The following is a 15,912-nucleotide window of genomic DNA, read 5'->3' as shown; positions in this document are numbered from 1 at the left end:
GCGCGACTGCTGATCAGGCCCGGATGGCATTGAACAGACTGTAGCCCGCCCAGGTCATCAGCACCGATCCTGCGACGTGCGCGCCCAGATGCACGCCGAACCACAGCCAGGCACCCCGCTGAACCAAGTGAAAGGCCTCAGCGGAAAACGTCGAGAAGGTGGTGAGACCGCCCAGCAGCCCCGTCGTCAGCATCAGCTTCACGGTCGGCGACAATGAAGGCAGCGCATGCACCATCGCAAGCGCCAGCCCCATCAGAAATCCGCCGGTGAGGTTTGCCACCAGCGTTCCCAGCGGGATCTTTGCAGACACCGGGTTGAGCCACACGCCCAAGCCCCACCGCAGCCACGCGCCACACGCTGCACCCACACCGACTGCGGCAAACGCCGAGAAGTTCATATCGAAACCCGAAGTTCGTAGTGGAAGTCCATCAACCCGCAACCGGCGCCGACGCCGGCACCGATACCGTATCGACGGCGCCCTCCACATGCAGGGTGCGGGTCGGGAACGCGATCTCGGCGCCATGACGCTCGACGATTTCGGCGATTTTCAGCATCACATCCTGCTTGACCTCGTGATACGCCACCCAGGCCGTCGTCACGGTGAAGGTGTACACCATGATGTCGAGCGAAGACGCGGCAAACTGGGTGAAATTCACGATCATGGTCGGCGCCTGGTCGATGTCCGGATGCGCGCGCAGCATGGCCTTGATGTCTCTCACGATCGGCGCCACCTTGTCGATGTCGGCGTAGCGCAGCCCAACCGTTTCCTTGATGCGGCGATTGCTCATCCGCGACGGGTTTTCCACCGTGATCTGGGTGAACACCGAGTTGGGCACATACAGCGGGCGCTTGTCGAAGGTACGGATGCGGGTCAGGCGCCAGCCGATCTCCTCCACCGTGCCTTCGATCTCCTTGTCCGGAGAGCGAATCCACTCTCCCACCACGAAGGGCCGGTCGAGATACACCATCAGTCCGCCGAAGAAGTTGGCCAGCAGATCCTTGGCGGCAAAGCCGACCGCAATGCCGCCGACACCGCCGAACGCCAGCACCCCGGATATCGAGAAGCCCAGACTCTGCAGCCCGACCAGCACGGCGGTAATCAGCACCGAGATGCGCAGCAGCTTTCCGATTGCGTCCACCGTGGTGCGATCGACCGACTCGCCCTGCGCCAGGCGCTGCGCCATCACGCCGTCCTGCACATTCGAGATGAAGCGCACGAGGAACCAGGTGATGCAGCCGATGACGCCGATGGTGCGCACCGGCGCAACCGCTTCGAACAGCGCGGCATCCGCGTGTGCCTGCACGATGCGCGCAGCAAAGGTGATGCCGACGATCCATGCCAGCAGCGTGAGCGGCTTGCGGGCCGCCGAGACCAGGGCGAAGTCCCACGGCGTGGTGGTCAGCCGGGTACGCTCCTCAAGCCGCGCCAGCACCCTGCGCAGAAAAAAGTTGGCCACCACGACCACCAGCACGACAACGAAGACCTGCAGCACCAGTGCAAGCAGCGCATCGCCACCGGTAATCTGCTTCAGCCAGCTTTCAAGCGAATCGAGGTTCATGAGTCACATACCAGGCGAAAACAGGCTCCATTGTACCCAAGGCTGATGACGCGCCACGGACGCGATCAGGCGCCAAGGGCGGCGCATCGGCTACAATTTCGCCCAAACCAGTAACCAACCCGGCGCATCGCGCGCCGCAACCCGGACCCGCCCCACCCGATGAATCCGAACGACACCAAGGCTGCACCCGCTCCTGCCACCAATTTCGTGCGCAACATCATCGATGAAGACATGCGCAGCGGCAAATGGGCCGGCCGCGTGGAAACCCGTTTCCCGCCCGAACCGAATGGCTACCTGCACTATGGCCACGCAAAATCGATCTGCCTGAACTTCGGCCTTGCCGAAGCCTACGATGGCGCCTGCCATTTGCGCTTCGATGACACCAACCCCGAGAAGGAAGAGCAGGAGTACGTCGACTCGATCATCGAGGCCGTGCAGTGGCTCGGCTTCAAATGGGGCAAGCACCTGTATTTCGCGTCCGACTACTTCGACATCATGTACGCCTGCGCGGTGTCGCTGATCAAGGCCGGCAAGGCCTACGTCGACTCCCAGTCGGCCGACGAGATGCGCGCCAACCGCGGCACGCTCACCAAGCCCGGCACCAACAGCCCCTGGCGCGACCGCAGCGTGGCCGAAAACCTCGACCTCTTCAGCCGCATGCGTGCCGGAGAGTTTGCCGAAGGCAGCCAGATCCTGCGCGCCAAGATCGACATGGCGAGCCCCAACATCAACCTGCGCGACCCTGCGATCTACCGCATCCGCAAGGCGACCCACCACCGCACGGGCGACAACTGGTGCATCTATCCGATGTACACCTTTGCCCACCCGATCGAGGACGCCATCGAGAGCGTCACCCACTCGATCTGCACGCTCGAATTTGCCGATCAGCGCCCGTTCTACGACTGGCTGCTCGACGCGCTGGCCACCGCCGGTCACTTCCCGCGTCCGCTGCCGCAGCAGATCGAGTTTGCCCGCCTCAACCTCACCTACGTCGTGCTGTCCAAGCGCAAGCTGATCCAGCTTGTGGACGAAGGCCATGTCGACGGCTGGGACGACCCGCGCCTGCCAACCCTGATCGGCGCCCGTCGACGCGGCTTCACCCCCGAGGGTTTCCGTCTGTTCGCCGAGCGTATCGGCGTCTCCAAGGGCGACGCGTGGATCGACATGAGCGTGCTCGAGGAGTGCATGCGCGAGCACCTCAACGACTCTGCCCCGCGCCGGGTCGCCGTGCTCGATCCGCTCAAGCTCGAGCTGAGCAATTACCCCGCCGGCCAGAGCGAGCAGTGCCACGCCCCGAACCACCCGCTGAAGCCCGAACTGGGCAAGCGCGAGATGCCGTTTTCGCGCGAACTGTGGATCGAGCGTGAGGACTTCATGGAAGAGCCGGTCAAGGGCTTTCACCGCCTCTACCCCGGCAACATGGTGCGTCTGCGCTATGGCTATGTCGTCAAATGCACCGGCTGCGAGAAGGATGCCGACGGCAACATCGTCAAGGTACTGGCCGAATACATGCCCGACTCCAAGTCCGGCACCCCCGGCGCCGACAACTACAAGGTCAAGGGCAACCTGCACTGGGTGTCTGCTGCCCATGGTTATGCGACCGAAGTCCGCATCTACGACCGCCTGTTTGCCCATCCTCACCCCGGGCAGCGTCGCGAAGGCGACGCGGAGGATCTGGAGCGGAACTTCCTTGACGACATCAACCCCGACTCCAAACAGGTCATCACCGCCTGGCTCGAACCGGCGCTGCGCGGTGCGCATCCTGAAGACCACTTCCAGTTTGAGCGCCACGGTTATTTCGTCGCCGACCGTCGCGACTCTGCGGATGGAGCGCCCGTGTTCAACCGCACGGTCACGCTCAAGGATTCCTGGGCAAAGGTCAGCAAGAAGGGCTGACGGCCTGCACGCGGGGGCCCTTCCGGGGTCCCGCGCACTCAAGCTTTCATTGCAGCAGGGACGCAGTAGCGGGCGACGCCACAAGAATCATCACGCACTGATAGACTCACTGCCATGACGCTCGCACGCCGCCTGCTCTATCTCCTCCTCGTCTTCGCGCTGCTTGGCGGGGCCATCTGGTGGCTGACGCGACCGCAGCCGGTTGCCGTTGTGGTGCACGAAGTCGGTCGCGGCAAGGTGGAGGCCAGCATTGCCAATACCCGTGCCGGCGAGGTCGAGGCCTGCCAGCGCACCAAAATGTCGACCATCATCGGCGGGCGGATAGAAGACCTCCCGGTCAGGGAAGGCGACCGCGTCAAGGCCGGGCAGGTGCTGATGCGCCTGTGGAACCGTGACATCGACGCCCGCCTCAGCGTCAACCGGACCCAGCTGATCACCGCGGGGCGCCGCGTTCAGGAAGCCTGCGCGCTTGCGGACAATGCCGAGCGCGAAGCAGAACGGCAGGCTGCGCTGGTCAAGCGCGGCTTCGTTTCCGCCAGCGTCGAGGACAAGGCCCGCACCGAGGCCACGGCGCGTCGCTCGGCCTGCGCCACGGCCCGCGCCGACGTGGCCACGGTCGAGGCGCAGATGGCCGCGACCGAGATCGACCGCCAGCGTACGGTGCTGATCGCCCCGTTTGACGGCACGGTCGCCAAGATCACGGGCGAACTCGGCGAGTACGCCACCCCGTCGCCCCCGGGCGTGCCCACCCCCCCGGCCATCGACCTCATCGACGAGTCCTGCCTTTACGTCAAGGCGCCGATGGATGAAATCGATGCACCCAAGATCCAGCCCGGACAGGTCGTCCGCATCAGTTTCGAAGCGCTGCCGGACAGAACCTTTGCGGGCAAGGTCAAGCGCATCGCGCCCTACATTACGGCAGTGGAAAAACAGGCCCGCACGGTGGAGGTCGACGTCGCCTTCGACCACCCTGAAGAAGCGCGCGGCCTGCTTGTGGGCTACAGCGCCGATGTCGAGATCGTGCTCGACACCCGCGAGGAAACCCTGCGAATCCCGACCGCAGCCCTGCGCGAAGGCCAGCGCGTGCTGGTCCTGGGCGACGACGGCGTGCTGAGCGAGCGGGCGCTCAAGACCGGGCTCGCCAACTGGGATCAGACCGAGGTACTCGAAGGGCTCGCGGCTGGCGAGCGTATCGTCACCTCGCTGGAGCGTGAGGGCGTAACGGCGGGCGCGCAGGCTGTCGTCGACGACGATGGCCGCACCCGCTGACCACGCCGGAGGCAAAGCCATGGCGCAGATCGAGCTTGAAGGCATCGAGCGCGTCTTTACCCTGGGCGACAGTGAAGTACATGCGCTGAACGCGGTGTCGCTCACTATCGAGGCGGGCGAGTACGTCGCGGTGATGGGGCCGTCAGGCTCGGGCAAATCCACGCTGCTGAACCTGCTCGGCCTGCTGGACCGCCCCGATGCCGGACACTACCGACTGGAGGGGCGCGACGTCACCACCCTGTCGGGCGACGAGCAGGCGACGGTGCGCCGCAGTCGCATCGGCTTCGTGTTCCAGAGCTTCCACCTCGTTCCCCGCCTGACCGCGGCCGAGAATATCGCCCTGCCGTTGATGCTTGCCGGCATGCCGGCATCCGAACGCTCGACCCGCGTATCGCGCGCGCTGAAGGATTTCGGCCTTCAGACCCGCGCCGACCACCGCCCGGAAGAGCTCTCGGGCGGCCAGCGCCAGCGCGTCGCAATCGCGCGCGCCACCATCATGCAACCCGCCGTGCTGCTGGCCGACGAGCCGACGGGCAACCTCGACCGGCATACCGGGCAAGAGGTCACCGCCCTGCTCGAGGCGCTGAACGCCAGCGGCACCACGCTGATCGTTGTCACCCACGACCCCTCGATGGGCGAGCGTGCGCGCCGCCGCCTGATGATGGAGGACGGCGCCCTGGTCAGGGATCTGCGTGGCGGCACAGATGCAGATCGGGGGGCCAGCGGATCGTGACCCCCGCCGACACCCTGCGCTTTGCCACCCGCGCGGCACTGGGCTATCCACTGCGCACCTCGTTGATGGTGCTGGCCATGGCAATCGGTGTCGCTGCAGTCGTGGTGCTGACAGCCCTTGGCGATGGCGCACGCCGTTACGTCGTCGGCGAGTTTGCCTCGCTCGGCGCCAATCTCATCATCGTTCTGCCCGGTCGCAACGAGACCGGGGGCGTGAACGCGGGCAGCTTCATCACCAGCACCCCGCGCGACCTTACGGTGAACGACGCCGCAGCCCTGCTGCGCGCACCGATGGTGAGCCGCATCGCCCCGCTGTCGGTCGGCAACTCCGAGATTTCGGTGGGCGGACGCCTGCGCGACGTGATGGTGCTCGGCACCAACGCCGACTACCTCGACATCCGTCAGTACAGCGTCGCCCAGGGGCGTTTCCTGCCCCGGGAGGACCTCGGGCGTGCGAGCGCAGTGGCGGTGATCGGCGACAAGATCCGGCGCGAGCTGTTCGGCGCCGAAGCCGCGGTGGGGCGCATGGTGCGCGTTGGCGACACGCGCCTGCGCGTCATCGGCGTCATGGCCCCGGCCGGCCAGGGCCTGGGCATGACCACCGACGAACTGGTGATGGTGCCTGTCGCCACCGCGCAGGCCATGTTCAATACCAACACCCTGTTCCGCATCATGGTCGAGGCCCGCAATCGCGAGGCCCTCGCCCCCGCACAGAAGCAGCTCGAGGACATTCTTAGGGCCCGACGCGATGGCGAACTCGACGTCACCCTGATCACCCAGGACGCGGTACTCGGCACCTTCGACCGCATCCTTGGCGCACTTACAATGGGCGTCGCCGGCATCGCCGCAATCAGCCTCGCAGTCGCCGGCATTCTGGTGATGAACGTGATGCTGGTGGCGGTCACCCAGCGCACCGGCGAAATCGGTCTGCTCAAGGCCCTCGGCGCCACCGCTCGCGACATCCGCTTTGCCTTTCTCACCGAAGCGGCGCTGCTGTCGATTGCCGGTGCGCTGGTCGGCTACGGGCTCGGCCACCTTGGTGCCTGGGGCATCCGCCTGGCCTACCCGGTGCTGCCGGCGTGGCCGCCTGACTGGGCCGTCGCGGCCGGCCTCGGTACGGCGCTCGGAACCGGACTGCTGTTCGGCGTGTTGCCGGCGCGGCGGGCTGCACGCCTCGACCCCGTACAGGCCCTGGCCAAGCGTTAGGACAGGCCATGCTCTGGCGAGACTTCTTCCAGCTCTCACTCCGTGCCCTGATTGCGCACCGCATGCGCAGCTTCCTGACCCTGCTCGGCATCGGCGTCGGCATTGCCGCAGTGATCCTGCTGACCTCGATCGGCGAGGGGCTGCATCAGTTCGTGCTCAAGGAGTTCACCCAGTTCGGCACCAATCTCATCCAGGTCACGCCGGGCCGCCAGGGCGCGCGCGGCGGGCCACCCGGCCTGCCCTCCACCACCCGGGAGCTGACGCTCGAGGATGCGGCCGCGCTCGAACGCGCGCCCTTCGTCACCGGCGTCACGCCCAATGTGTCCGGAAACTCGGAAGTCCGTGCCAACGGCCGCGTTCGCCGCACCTACATCATGGGTGTGGGCGCAGACATGCAGAACGTGTTCTCGATGCGGGTCAAGAGCGGTCAGTTCCTGCCCCCTGACGATGCGGCCAACGCCCGCGCCTTCATCGTGCTCGGCTCCACGCTCAAGCAAGAACTCTTCGGCACCGCGAATCCGCTCGGCGAACGGGTGCAGATCGGTGGCGAACGTTACCGCGTCATCGGTGTCATGGAGAGCAAGGGACAGTTTCTCGGCATCGATCTCGACGACACGGCCTACATCCCCACGGCACGGGCGCTGTCGCTGTACAACCGCGACGGTCTGATGGAAATCAACATCACCTACGACGAAGGTGTCGCCGCATCGCGGGTCGCCGCCGCGGTAAAGAAGATCCTGGTCACGCGTCATGGACGCGATGACTTCACCCTCACCACCCAGGAGGACATGCTGGACAGCCTCTCGAACATCCTCGACATTCTCACCGCGGCCGTCGGCGCCTTGGGCGGCATTTCGCTTCTGGTGGGCGGCGTTGGCATCATCACCATCATGACCATCGCAGTGGCCGAACGCACCAACGAAATCGGTCTGCTGGTCGCGCTCGGCGCGCGACGCAGAACCATTCTCGGGCTGTTTCTTGGCGAAGCGGTCGCGCTCGCCGCGATTGGCGGCCTGTTCGGCCTCGCCATCGGCGCCGGCATTGCCCAACTGATCGGACTGTTCGTCCCCGCCCTGCCAGTGACCACGCCCTGGCACTTTGTTTTCGTCGCCGAATCCGTGGCGGTGCTCATTGGCCTGGCCGCCGGAGTCATCCCCGCACGCCGTGCTGCGGGCATGAACGCGGTCGAAGCCTTGCGCGCGGAGTAAGCCATGCCCTCACGCTGCCTCCGCACCCTGAGCATTCTGCTCTGCCTGCTGCCAGGCTCCTCGTCGATTGCCGCGCCCGCCGCCTGGCATTGGTGGCAAAGCAAGCTGGACGGACGCCTGTTTTGTGCTCAGGCCTCGCCCGGCCCGGGCTGGAACAAGCTCTCGCGCCCCTATCTGGACGTGAATTGCAAGAAACCTGCTCCGCAGCCCCCGGGCACATCGCGCCCCCGGTTTGAGCCAGGTCAACCCGAGGCGGATTCGCCGCACAAAGTTCGCACCCCACGCCTAAACTGACATTGACAAAGCAGGTAGCAACTGATCAATAAAATCTGGCGCAGGAGGCAATCATGAGCATATTCGACTCCCCGGTCGGCCGCTGCGAAGCGGTCAAGGAAATGGTCTTGCTGGACGAAACCCAGGCCGAGTGTGCATGCGAACACGAGTGCCCGCCCGGCAGGGAATGTCCGCTCGACGGTCACTTCACACCGGTAAGCGGACTATCCGAAGAAGACGCTGAACTTCTCTCGCACAAACCGGCAAGCCGTAAAGCCCGGACAAACTGAATCACGATGGCGTGTCGCGCCGGCGTGTGCGAATGAGCGAATAGCCCACAGACCGTTCAGTGGGCATGCGCTCGTTCGCGCGCCGAGTGCCACAGGCTGGCCCCCACCGCCAACGCAAGCAGCACGGCGACGACACCAAGCGACACCATCACCGGAATCTTCACCCACTCGACGATCAGCATCTTGGTGCCGATGAAAACCAGGATCGCTGCCAGACCGTATTTGAGCAGCGAGAAGCGGTCACCCAGGTCAGCCAGCAGGAAGTACATCGCCCGCAGACCAAGGATCGCGAACAGGTTTGAGGTCAGCACGATGAAGGGGTCGGTGGTAATCGCAAAGATCGCGGGGATGCTGTCGACCGCGAAGATCACGTCGGAGATTTCCACCAGCACCAGCGCAAGCAGCAAGGGAGTTGCCATGCGAACCCCGTCGCGCATCACGAAGAAGCGCTCGCCCTCAAGCCGTTCGGTAATCGGGTAGTGATTGCGAATCCAGCGGATGAAGGGGTTCTTCTCCAGGTTCGGATCGTGCTCGGCGAACCACACCATCTTGATGCCGGTGATGACCAGGAAGGCGCCGAACACGTAGAGCAGCCAGTGAAACTCGGTCACGAGCCAGCTACCGGCAAAAATCAGGACCGTACGCAACGCGATTGCCCCCACGATGCCATACAACAACACCCTGCGCTGCAATTCGAGGGGCACAGCGAAATAGCTGAAGATCATCATCCAGACAAAGACGTTGTCGACCGCCAGCGACTTCTCGACCAGGTAGCCAGTCAGAAATGCCACCGCCTTCTCATTGGCAACAACCCGACCGAGGCTGACGTCGAGGTACCACCACAGCCCCGCCGCGAACAGCATTGCCACCGACACCCAGGCTGCCGACCACGCGGCAGCCTCCCTGAGCGACACACGGTGCTGTTGTCCGCCCTTGAACAGAAAGAGGTCTGCCGCCAGCATCGCCAGCACGATGACTGCAAACGCCACCCACATCCACCACGTACCGATCGATTCCACCGCTGACTCCGCACAGAAAACAAAAAGGGCCTGTTCCCGAAGGACACAGACCCTGGATGCACGCTATCCATGCACGGACCTTGCCCTCGGGCAAGGTCTCGCCTGCGACGGTATGCCGTCGCCCGAAGCACCGGGAGGCCGTCGCGAGACGAACCAGCCGTGATGACGATGCTGCGGCGTTGAAAAGCTACTCCCCTTGATTCCCCGCAGTCTATATCGCGTTACGCCAAAGTCAAGGTACCGAAGGGTGGATCAAGCACATTCTTCGGGGCCGTGACAAGCACGCAGACTTGCGGCATGATCGCCGCTTCTCAACAGATCAGGGCTTGCGCGGGGTTTGACAACTCCGCACTATGAGTTGCTTCTGTCCTTCCCGGGGCCTCGTCCCCCAGTCGTCGAATATTGGCGCACCCGACACCTCCGGCCACCGGTTCACGTCAGGCCACCCGCGCGGGGATCCTGTCACTCCTGATGCGTCCTTCCGCGCCCCTGCGGCGCAGGCACCGACGCAGCGCCTGATGGCGACCGGCCCTGCCCTTCGCGCCACCCCATCACGAATCTTTCAGCATGCCTGCGGGCAGGGCTGCACACGTCACGACTCAGGAAACTGAAAACCTTCCATGGAAATACTCCTGCTTACCGCCCTCATCGTCGTGAACGGCCTTTTCGCGATGTCCGAAATTGCCCTGGTGACCGCACGCCGGGCGCGCCTCGCGCGTCTGGCCGAAGACGGTGACGGTTCCGCTGCCGTCGCAATGAAACTCGGCGAAGAGCCGACGCGCTTTCTGTCGACCATCCAGATCGGCATCACCTCCATCGGCATCCTCAATGGCATCGTCGGCGAAGCGGCGCTCGCGGGCCCGCTGGCAATCTGGCTGCAAACGCTCGGGATGGAGCAGCGCATGAGCGAGATCGGCTCTACCGTGCTGGTCGTGGTGGTCATTACCTATGTCTCGATCGTGGTCGGTGAGCTGGTGCCGAAACGCATCGGTCAGATCAATCCGGAGGGCATTGCCCGTCTCGTGGCGCGGCCGATGTACCTGTTGTCGATCGCCTCCCGCCCTTTCGTTCACCTGCTGGCCGGCTCCACCGCGCTGCTGCTGAGACTGATGGGACAGCGCGAGTCCGGCGGCCCCAGTGTCACCGAGGAGGAGATCCACGCAATGCTCGACGAAGGGTCGGAAGCAGGCGTGATCGAGAAAAGCGAACACGAGATGGTGCGCAACGTCTTTCGACTGGATGATCGCCAGATCGCTTCCTTGATGGTGCCGCGCTCGGACATGGTCTGGCTCGACGTCAACCGTCCGCCCGAGGAGAACATGACCCTGATGGCAGAGTCCTGCTACTCACGCTTCCCGGTCTGCCGCGGCGGGCTTGATGACATCCTTGGCATCGTCAGCTCGAAGCAGCTCTTCAACCAGATGCTACGTGGCGCCCGGGTCGATCTTACCCACGACCTGCAGCCCCCGGTGTATGTACCTGAGTCGCTCACCGGCATGGAACTGCTTGATCAGCTCCGCGCCTCCGGCGCGCATACGGTGTTCGTGATCGACGAATACGGCGAAGTTCAGGGCATGGTCACCCTGCATGACGTGATTGAATCGGTAACCGGAGAGTTCACGCCTCAAAACAAGGAAGAAGCCTGGGCCATGCAACGCGAGGATGGTTCCTGGCTGCTCGACGGCCTGATTCCGATTGTGGAGCTGAAGGATCGACTCGGCTTCAAGACCGTGCCTGAGGAAGAAAAGGGCCGTTATCACACCCTGTCCGGCATGGTCATGTGGCTGCTCGGACGCCTGCCCAACACAGGGGATATCGCCACCTGGGAAGGCTGGCGCCTGGAAGTGATCGACCTCGACGGCAAGCGGATCGACAAGGTACTTGCCACCGCCCTGCCAATGACCTCGCCCGACCCGAACTCGAACGAGGGCGGCTGAGCACGCCGCTCGTTCAAACAGTCAGGGACGGCGGCGGCGCCACAAGCCCGGGCGAGGCCGCCAATGCCAGCAGGCCCGCCAATCCGTGCTTGCGACTCAGGCGAACGATTCGTCGTCGGCCAGGTAACGCCACTGTCCGAGGGGCAGGTCGCGCAGGGCGACCTTGCCGATCCGCACCCGCTTGAGGCCCACCACATTCAGTCCCACCAGTTCGCACATGCGGCGGATCTGGCGCTTGCGCCCCTCGCGCAGCACGAATCGCAACTGGTCATCGTTGATCCACTCGACCTTCGCCTCGCGCAGCGGACGATCGTCCAGCCACAAACCATGGTTGAGCAGTGCCAGACCATTTTCGGCCAGCTGTCCCTCGACCCGCACGATGTACTCTTTTTCCACCGAAGAGTTGTCGCCGATCAGCTGACGGGCGATGCGGCCATCCTGAGTAAACACCAGCAAGCCGGTCGAGTCGATATCGAGCCGGCCGGCAGGCGCCAGCCCCTTGAACTGCGAGGGGTGGAAGCGTTGCGAGGTTTCGTGGTCATACTGGGTGTCACTGCCAATCAGTGCCATTGCCGGCTGATACCCCGGCTCGGGCTGGCCGGACACGTAGCCAACGGGTTTGTGCAGCAGAATCGTCACGCGTTGCGCCTGTTCCTGCTTGGCCTCCGGGGCCAGCGCAATGCGTGCATCAGGATCGATCCGGGTTCCGAGCTCGGACACCCGCTTGCCATCGACGAACACCCAGCCGCGCTCGATCAATTCGTCGGCTTCACGACGCGAACAGATACCACGGTCCGCCATAACCTTGGACAGGCGCAGTCCTTCAGCGGTGGAGGTGCGCGGCGTCAGCGGCGGGCCGGGCGGAATGGCGCGATGCTCGCGGGGCGAAGTACGATTATCCGAACGGGTCGCGCTGCGGTCATCATTGCGACCATCGCTGCGCGCATCGGTACGCCCGCCGCTGCGCGCAGCGTCACGCGCTTCGGGCTTGCCCGCACGTCGGGGAGGATTCGCGTCCTTTGCGCGTCTGTCATCCGGGCGCGAGTCGCGACCGCCACGCCCGCCCTGCTCGCCTTCCTTCTTCGGCTTGCGCCGCACATCTGCGGCGTCGGCAGGCGGCGCCTCGGGTGCGGGACGATTGACCTTGAGCGTACCTGCAATACGGGACGGGGCCGGCTGCGGCGGATTCTTGCGGACAGTATTCAAAACAGACCTCGGGCGTCGGACGACGTTTTCAGAGAAACAGGCGCAATTATGCGCCGAAGTGGAACTCAAGGCGCACGGAAGGCTTCTGCGCCCCGCGATACGGCCCTTGAGCCGGCACCATCGCGCTGCCTTATTCAGCGCGACAGCCGAACAAAAAACAAAACCCGGCACGAGGCCGGGTTCTGCAGCGTGCTACGAACAGCACCGATTACATCATGCCCAGCGCCTTGGGCAGGAAGGTCGAGATGCTCGGGATGTAGGTAATCATCATCAGGAACACCAGCATGGTGTACAACCAGGGCATTACGGCCTTGCTCATCTCCGTCAGGCCCGCATTGGTGATGCCGCTAGCCACGAAAAGGTTGAGTCCGACCGGTGGCGTGATCATGCCGATTTCCATGTTCACCGTGATCATCACGCCGAAGTGGATCGGGTCAATGCCCAGCGCCACAGCCACCGGGAACAGAATCGGCGCCAGGATCAGAATGATCGAGGACGGCTCCATCAGTGCGCCCGCTACGATCAGCAGAATGTTCACCACGATCAGGAAGCCGACCTGCCCCATGCCGCTTGCAACGATCGCATCAGCCATGCGCTGCGGAATCTGCTCGGAAGTGAGAATGAAAGAGAACAGGATCGCACTGGCAATGATGAACAGCAGCATCGCGCTCATGTTTGCCGAGTCGAGCAGCACACGGGGAATCTGCTTGAAGGTCAGATCTTTGTAAACGAACACCGCAATGAAGAAGGCGTACACCGCGCTCATCGCTGCCGCTTCGGTCGGAGTGAACATGCCGGAATAGATCCCGCCCATCACCACGACGATCAGCATCAGGCCCCAGAAGGCATCCTTGAAGTAGCGCAGCTTCAACTTCCACGGTGCGCGGGGCAGCGTCGGGTAGTTGTTCTTCTTGGCCACATACCAGGTGCATAGACCAAGCATGAATGCCAGCAACAGACCCGGGATCACCCCCGCCATGAACAGCGCGCCGACCGACGAGTTGGTCGTCACCGCGTACATCACCATGACGATGGATGGCGGAATCAGGATACCCAGACCGCCCGCCGAAGCCACCACGCCCGCGCCGAAGCGAATCGGATAGCCCTGCTTGACCATTGCCGGAATCAGGATTGAGCCGATTGCCACCACCGTTGCGGGACTTGATCCCGACACCGCCGCGAACAGCGCGCATGCCAGCACTGCAGACATGCCCAGACCGCCGCGCAGGTGACCGACCATTGCCGTGGCAAAGTTGATCATGCGTCGCGCCACGCCACCGTGGGTCAGGAAGTTACCGGCGAGGATGAAGAACGGAATCGCCATGATCTCGAACTTCTCGATACCGGTGAACATTTTCAACGCCACCGCTTCAAGCGGCACGTCAGTGAAGATGAACATGAAGCTCAGCACGGTGAGGCCGAGCGCCACGCCTACCGGCATGCCGATCGCCATCAGGACGACGAGCAGGCCGAAAATCGCAAGTGTGTTAGTCATTCCTGCATGCTCCTGTTAGCGCTTGTCGTCGGTGCCGGGACGATCTGCACGGGGCTTGCCAGCCTGCCCGTGCTCGATATCCTCGTACATCGAGATTGCTTCACCCTCGAGCAGCACGCTCGCATCCTGTTCCTCGTCCAGTCCTTCGACATGGCCGTGGTCGTGACGGGGGAGTTCGCCGGTCTTGGCAAAGCTGACCATCACCTGCAGGAAACGGAAGCACATCAGGAAGGAACCCAGCGGAACCGCTGCATACACGATCCAGGTTGGCCACTCAAGGTCCGGGGTCGTCGGGCCCTCGTAGAAATTGCCAACATCGGCGCCAAACAGGGAGAGAGTTTCGTAGGCCATGCCGTTCTCCCAGATGAACAGCGCGCCAAACACGCCGATCAGTCCGGTGAAAATGACGCCGCACACGAGGCCGAGCTGGATCATGGCCGCACGGGGCTTGTCCGACAGCTTGTTGACGAGGATGTCGACACCCACGTGGATGCCGGTACGCACGCCATAGGCCGCGCCGAACTTGGCCATCCACACAAAGAGGATGATGCAGAACTCCTGCGCCCAGCCGAAGTTCATCGACAGCAACCAGTCCTGCAGGTACGGAATTTCGTAGCCGGACATGTAGCGATGAACAACCGAAATGAAGATCACCACCGTTGCCACCGCCATCAGCGACGCAATGATGATCTCTTCGAGACGATCGAGAATTTTATTCATGGGGATCTCCCTGCAAAAAGCGCCCGTCAGGTGACGGCCTGACGGGCGCTTCCGGGTACAGAAACGAATTACAGCTTGGACGGATCGAATCCCGTTTCCTTGTAGATGGACTGGATCAGGTCAGCCCCGATACGCGACTCCATCTTCTTGTGTACCGGCGCCAGCGCCTTCTTGAAAGCCAGCTTTTCAGCCGGGGTCAGCTGATACACCTCGGTCTTGCCCGAAGCGCGGACAGCAGCCAGTGCCTTGTCGTTCTCTTCCTTGGCAATCGTGTTGGCGTATTCGGTCGACTCGACCATGGCCTTCTCAAGTTCGGTGCGAACGGCAGACGGCAGGCCATCCCAGAACTTCTTGTTGGTGATCACGGCATAGCCCAGGTAACCGTGCTCAGTCAGGGTCACGTTCTTCTGCACTTCGTGCATCTTCTGCGTGTACAGGTTGGAGTGCGGGTTCTCGGTGCCATCAACCACGCCGGTCTGCAGCGCCTGATAGACCTCGGAGAATGCCATCACCTGCGGCAGCGACTTCAGTTCGCGCATCTGCTCTTCGAGCACCTTGGACGACTGAATGCGCATCTTCTTGCCCTTCAGGTCATCGGGCGTCTTGATCGGGCTGTTGGCCGAGAACGACTTGAAGCCGTTGTCCCAGAATGCCAGACCCTTGATGCCCTTGGCCTCAAGCTTGGACAGCATCATCTGACCGACCGGACCGGTCGTCACCTTGTGCAGGTCGGCGTAGCCGTCGAAGATGTAGGGCAGGTCAAAGGCTTCGAATTCGCGCACGCCGAGCGGGCCGAACTTGGCCAGCGACGGGGCGAGCAGCTGGACGGCGCCAAGCTGCAGCGCTTCCATCTCTTCCTTGTCCTTGTACAGGGTGCTGTTCGCGTAAACTTCGACCTTCACGGCACCGCTGGTGTATTTTTCGGCCAGTTCCTTGAATTTTTCGGCGGCCTTGCCCTTGGGGGTATCCGTCGCCACGACGTGGCTGAACTTGATTACGATAGGATCGGCTGCAGCAGCAGTTGCGGTGATGCCGGCAGCAATAAGACCCAGTAGAAGCGCACGAATTTTCATTACCCATCTCCTCCAATTGAGAAACTGAC

General features: G+C 63.3%; 14 protein-coding genes. 7 read left to right on the top strand and 7 right to left on the bottom strand.

Going from position 1 to position 15,912, the window contains the following annotated elements:
• Positions 1-13: 13 nt before the first annotated feature.
• Positions 14-397 (bottom strand): fluoride efflux transporter CrcB, encoded by a 384-nt coding sequence (gene crcB, locus AC22G6_RS01900; protein ID WP_108950698.1) that lies wholly within the window; start codon positions 395-397, stop codon positions 14-16.
• A 31-nt stretch (positions 398-428) separates the two neighbouring features.
• Positions 429-1,559 carry a mechanosensitive ion channel family protein gene (locus tag AC22G6_RS01895; RefSeq protein ID WP_487365380.1) on the bottom strand — a complete coding sequence of 377 codons (1,131 nt, stop codon included), beginning with the start codon at positions 1,557-1,559 and terminating at the stop codon, positions 429-431.
• A gap of 159 nt (positions 1,560-1,718) precedes the next feature.
• Here AC22G6_RS01895 and AC22G6_RS01890 point away from each other — a divergent pair, with 159 nt between their 5' ends.
• The 6 genes from AC22G6_RS01890 (at position 1,719) to AC22G6_RS01865 (ending at position 8,433) form a co-directional block, all read left to right on the top strand.
• Positions 1,719-3,455, top strand: coding sequence for a glutamine--tRNA ligase/YqeY domain fusion protein (locus AC22G6_RS01890; RefSeq protein WP_487365379.1), 1,737 nt, complete (start codon positions 1,719-1,721; stop codon positions 3,453-3,455).
• 114 nt (positions 3,456-3,569) lie between these two features.
• The gene (locus tag AC22G6_RS01885; protein ID WP_487365378.1) at positions 3,570-4,724 is read left to right on the top strand and encodes an efflux RND transporter periplasmic adaptor subunit; all 1,155 of its coding nucleotides are present in this window, start codon (positions 3,570-3,572) and stop codon (positions 4,722-4,724) included.
• A 19-nt stretch (positions 4,725-4,743) separates the two neighbouring features.
• Positions 4,744-5,457, top strand: a complete 714-nt coding sequence (locus AC22G6_RS01880; RefSeq protein WP_487365377.1) for an ABC transporter ATP-binding protein — start codon at positions 4,744-4,746, stop codon at positions 5,455-5,457.
• Entirely contained in the window at positions 5,454-6,662 is a 1,209-nt protein-coding gene (locus tag AC22G6_RS01875; RefSeq protein ID WP_487365376.1) for an ABC transporter permease, read from the top strand. Before AC22G6_RS01880 ends, AC22G6_RS01875 begins: the two co-directional genes overlap by 4 nt.
• 8 nt (positions 6,663-6,670) lie before the next feature.
• On the top strand, positions 6,671-7,870 hold the full coding sequence (locus AC22G6_RS01870) for an ABC transporter permease (protein ID WP_487365375.1): 1,200 nt from the start codon (positions 6,671-6,673) through the stop codon (positions 7,868-7,870).
• Between the two features lie 347 nt (positions 7,871-8,217).
• Complete coding sequence (locus AC22G6_RS01865) at positions 8,218-8,433, top strand: hypothetical protein (RefSeq protein ID WP_487365374.1); 216 nt, start codon at positions 8,218-8,220, stop codon at positions 8,431-8,433.
• Positions 8,434-8,489: 56 nt separating this feature from the next.
• Here AC22G6_RS01865 and AC22G6_RS01860 read toward each other — a convergent pair whose 3' ends face one another.
• Positions 8,490-9,452, bottom strand: a complete 963-nt coding sequence (locus AC22G6_RS01860; protein ID WP_487365373.1) for a TerC family protein — start codon at positions 9,450-9,452, stop codon at positions 8,490-8,492.
• Between the two features lie 620 nt (positions 9,453-10,072).
• On the opposite strand from AC22G6_RS01860, the gene AC22G6_RS01855 reads away from it, so the two are divergent.
• Entirely contained in the window at positions 10,073-11,389 is a 1,317-nt protein-coding gene (locus AC22G6_RS01855) for a hemolysin family protein (protein WP_108972779.1), read from the top strand.
• Between the two features lie 96 nt (positions 11,390-11,485).
• On the opposite strand, the gene AC22G6_RS01850 is transcribed toward AC22G6_RS01855, so the two are convergent.
• From AC22G6_RS01850 to AC22G6_RS01835, 4 genes are all read right to left on the bottom strand, one after another.
• Positions 11,486-12,595 carry a pseudouridine synthase gene (locus AC22G6_RS01850; protein WP_487365372.1) on the bottom strand — a complete coding sequence of 370 codons (1,110 nt, stop codon included), beginning with the start codon at positions 12,593-12,595 and terminating at the stop codon, positions 11,486-11,488.
• 208 nt (positions 12,596-12,803) lie between these two features.
• A complete protein-coding gene (locus AC22G6_RS01845) occupies positions 12,804-14,090 on the bottom strand; it encodes a TRAP transporter large permease (protein WP_487365371.1) in 1,287 nt (428 codons plus the stop codon).
• 15 nt (positions 14,091-14,105) lie between these two features.
• A complete protein-coding gene (locus AC22G6_RS01840) occupies positions 14,106-14,810 on the bottom strand; it encodes a TRAP transporter small permease (protein WP_487365370.1) in 705 nt (234 codons plus the stop codon).
• 68 nt (positions 14,811-14,878) lie between these two features.
• Positions 14,879-15,883: a TRAP transporter substrate-binding protein gene (locus tag AC22G6_RS01835; RefSeq protein WP_108950686.1), complete on the bottom strand. Its 1,005-nt coding sequence runs from the start codon at positions 15,881-15,883 to the stop codon at positions 14,879-14,881.
• Positions 15,884-15,912 lie beyond the last annotated feature (29 nt).

Source organism: Parazoarcus sp. PS-13 R2A, from assembly GCF_057621855.1.
Note: the sequence above shows the minus strand (reverse complement) of the source record. Positions and strands in the feature narration are given on the sequence as shown.

Coding starts and splice junctions, on each gene's coding strand:
- AC22G6_RS01895 (WP_487365380.1), bottom strand. CDS start 1,559: ATGAACCTCGATTCGCTTGAAAGCTGGCTGAAGCAGATTACCGGTGGC.
- AC22G6_RS01835 (WP_108950686.1), bottom strand. CDS start 15,883: ATGAAAATTCGTGCGCTTCTACTGGGTCTTATTGCTGCCGGCATCACC.
- AC22G6_RS01845 (WP_487365371.1), bottom strand. CDS start 14,090: ATGACTAACACACTTGCGATTTTCGGCCTGCTCGTCGTCCTGATGGCG.
- crcB (WP_108950698.1), bottom strand. CDS start 397: ATGAACTTCTCGGCGTTTGCCGCAGTCGGTGTGGGTGCAGCGTGTGGC.
- AC22G6_RS01855 (WP_108972779.1), top strand. CDS start 10,073: ATGGAAATACTCCTGCTTACCGCCCTCATCGTCGTGAACGGCCTTTTC.
- AC22G6_RS01880 (WP_487365377.1), top strand. CDS start 4,744: ATGGCGCAGATCGAGCTTGAAGGCATCGAGCGCGTCTTTACCCTGGGC.
- AC22G6_RS01865 (WP_487365374.1), top strand. CDS start 8,218: ATGAGCATATTCGACTCCCCGGTCGGCCGCTGCGAAGCGGTCAAGGAA.
- AC22G6_RS01870 (WP_487365375.1), top strand. CDS start 6,671: ATGCTCTGGCGAGACTTCTTCCAGCTCTCACTCCGTGCCCTGATTGCG.
- AC22G6_RS01885 (WP_487365378.1), top strand. CDS start 3,570: ATGACGCTCGCACGCCGCCTGCTCTATCTCCTCCTCGTCTTCGCGCTG.
- AC22G6_RS01890 (WP_487365379.1), top strand. CDS start 1,719: ATGAATCCGAACGACACCAAGGCTGCACCCGCTCCTGCCACCAATTTC.
- AC22G6_RS01840 (WP_487365370.1), bottom strand. CDS start 14,810: ATGAATAAAATTCTCGATCGTCTCGAAGAGATCATCATTGCGTCGCTG.